We start from the raw sequence: 2,589 nt of genomic DNA, 5'->3' as shown, positions 1-2,589 counted from the left end.
GTAAAACACACCGGTTATAGGATCAAGCCTTACGGGCAATTAGTATCAGTTAGCTTAACGCATTACTGCGCTTCCACACCTGACCTATCAACGTCCTGGTCTTGAACGACCCTTCAAGGGGCTTAAAGCCCCGGGGATATCTCATCTTAAGGCGAGTTTCCCGCTTAGATGCTTTCAGCGGTTATCTCTTCCGAACATAGCTACCCGGCGATGCCACTGGCGTGACAACCGGTACACCAGAGGTTCGTCCACTCCGGTCCTCTCGTACTAGGAGCAGCCCCCTTCAAATATCCAGCGCCCACGGCAGATAGGGACCAAACTGTCTCACGACGTTTTAAACCCAGCTCACGTACCTCTTTAAATGGCGAACAGCCATACCCTTGGGACCGGCTACAGCCCCAGGATGAGATGAGCCGACATCGAGGTGCCAAACACCGCCGTCGATATGAACTCTTGGGCGGTATCAGCCTGTTATCCCCAGAGTACCTTTTATCCGTTGAGCGATGGCCCTTCCATACAGAACCACCGGATCACTATGACCTGCTTTCGCACCTGCTCGACTTGTCGGTCTCGCAGTTAAGCACGCTTATGCCATTGCACTATCAGCACGATTTCCGACCGTACCTAGCGTACCTTCGTACTCCTCCGTTACACTTTGGGAGGAGACCGCCCCAGTCAAACTGCCTACCATGCACTGTCCCCAGTCCGGATAACGGACCAAGGTTAGAACCTCAAACAAACCAGGGTGGTATTTCAAGGTTGGCTCCACGCAGACTGGCGTCCACGCTTCATAGCCTCCCACCTATCCTACACAGATCGGTTCAAAGTCCAATGCAAAGCTACAGTAAAGGTTCATGGGGTCTTTCCGTCTAGCCGCGGGGAGATTGCATCATCACAAACACTTCAACTTCGCTGAGTCTCGGGAGGAGACAGTGTGGCCATCGTTACGCCATTCGTGCAGGTCGGAACTTACCCGACAAGGAATTTCGCTACCTTAGGACCGTTATAGTTACGGCCGCCGTTTACCGGGACTTCAATCAAGAGCTTGCACCCCATCATTTAATCTTCCGGCACCGGGCAGGCGTCACACCCTATACGTCCACTTTCGTGTTTGCAGAGTGCTGTGTTTTTATTAAACAGTCGCAGCCACCAGTTTATTGCAACCCCTTCACCCTCTGCCCGCAGGGGCATCAAGCTACAGGGGCGTACCTTATCCCGAAGTTACGGTACCAATTTGCCGAGTTCCTTCTCCCGAGTTCTCTCAAGCGCCTTAGAATACTCATCTCGCCCACCTGTGTCGGTTTGCGGTACGGTCTTGTTAAACTGAAGCTTAGAGGCTTTTCTTGGAACCACTTCCGATTGCTTCTTCACCTAAGTGAATGGCCTCGCACCCTTGAATTCCGCGCCCGGATTTGCCTAAGCGCCTTCTCCAATGCAAGGACCGGGACTTCCAACACCCGGACAACCTTCCGCGATCCGTCCCCCCATCGCATTTAACAATGGTGCAGGAATATTAACCTGCTTCCCATCAGCTACGCATTTCTGCCTCGCCTTAGGGGCCGACTCACCCTACGCCGATGAACGTTGCGTAGGAAACCTTGGGCTTACGGCGAGGGGGCTTTTCACCCCCTTTATCGCTACTCATGTCAGCATTCGCACTTCCGATACCTCCAGCGCACTTTTCAATGCACCTTCGCAGGCTTACGGAACGCTCTCCTACCATGCACATAAATGTGCATCCGCAGCTTCGGTATATTGCTTAGCCCCGTTACATCTTCCGCGCAGGACGACTCGATCAGTGAGCTATTACGCTTTCTTTAAAGGATGGCTGCTTCTAAGCCAACCTCCTGACTGTTTTAGCCTTCCCACTTCGTTTCCCACTTAGCAATATTTGGGGACCTTAGCTGGCGGTCTGGGTTGTTTCCCTCTTGACACCGGACGTTAGCACCCGATGTCTGTCTCCCGTGATTGCACTCTTCGGTATTCGGAGTTTGCTATGGCGTAGTAATCCGCAATGGACCCCACAACCATGACAGTGCTCTACCCCCGAAGGTGATACACGAGGCACTACCTAAATAGTTTTCGGAGAGAACCAGCTATTTCCAGGTTTGTTTAGCCTTTCACCCCTATCCACAGCTCATCCCCTAACTTTTCAACGTTAGTGGGTTCGGACCTCCAGTACGTGTTACCGCACCTTCATCCTGGCCATGGATAGATCACCTGGTTTCGGGTCTACACCCAGCGACTGAATCGCCCTGTTCGGACTCGCTTTCGCTACGCCTGCCCTAATCGGTTAAGCTTGCCACTGAATGTAAGTCGCTGACCCATTATACAAAAGGTACGCAGTCACCCCTCAAGGAGGCTCCTACTGTTTGTATGCATGCGGTTTCAGGATCTATTTCACTCCCCTCCCGGGGTTCTTTTCGCCTTTCCCTCACGGTACTGGTTCACTATCGGTCGATCACGAGTATTTAGCCTTGGAGGATGGTCCCCCCATCTTCAGACAGGATTTCACGTGTCCCGCCCTACTTCTCGTACACCCAGTTCTTCCTCGCTGTTTTCGTCTACAGGGCTATCACCTGCTATGGC

The 2,589-nt window shown here is 52.6% G+C and carries 1 rRNA gene; it reads right to left on the bottom strand.

The window, feature by feature from the left end:
- Positions 1 to 18: 18 nt before the first annotated feature.
- A 23S ribosomal RNA gene (locus tag LMG28727_RS33830) occupies positions 19 to 2,589 on the bottom strand; the annotation flags it as partial.

It is taken from the genome of Paraburkholderia metrosideri (assembly GCF_904848625.1).
GTDB lineage: Bacteria > Pseudomonadota > Gammaproteobacteria > Burkholderiales > Burkholderiaceae > Paraburkholderia > Paraburkholderia metrosideri.
This window is presented reverse-complemented; position numbering and strand designations above follow the sequence as displayed.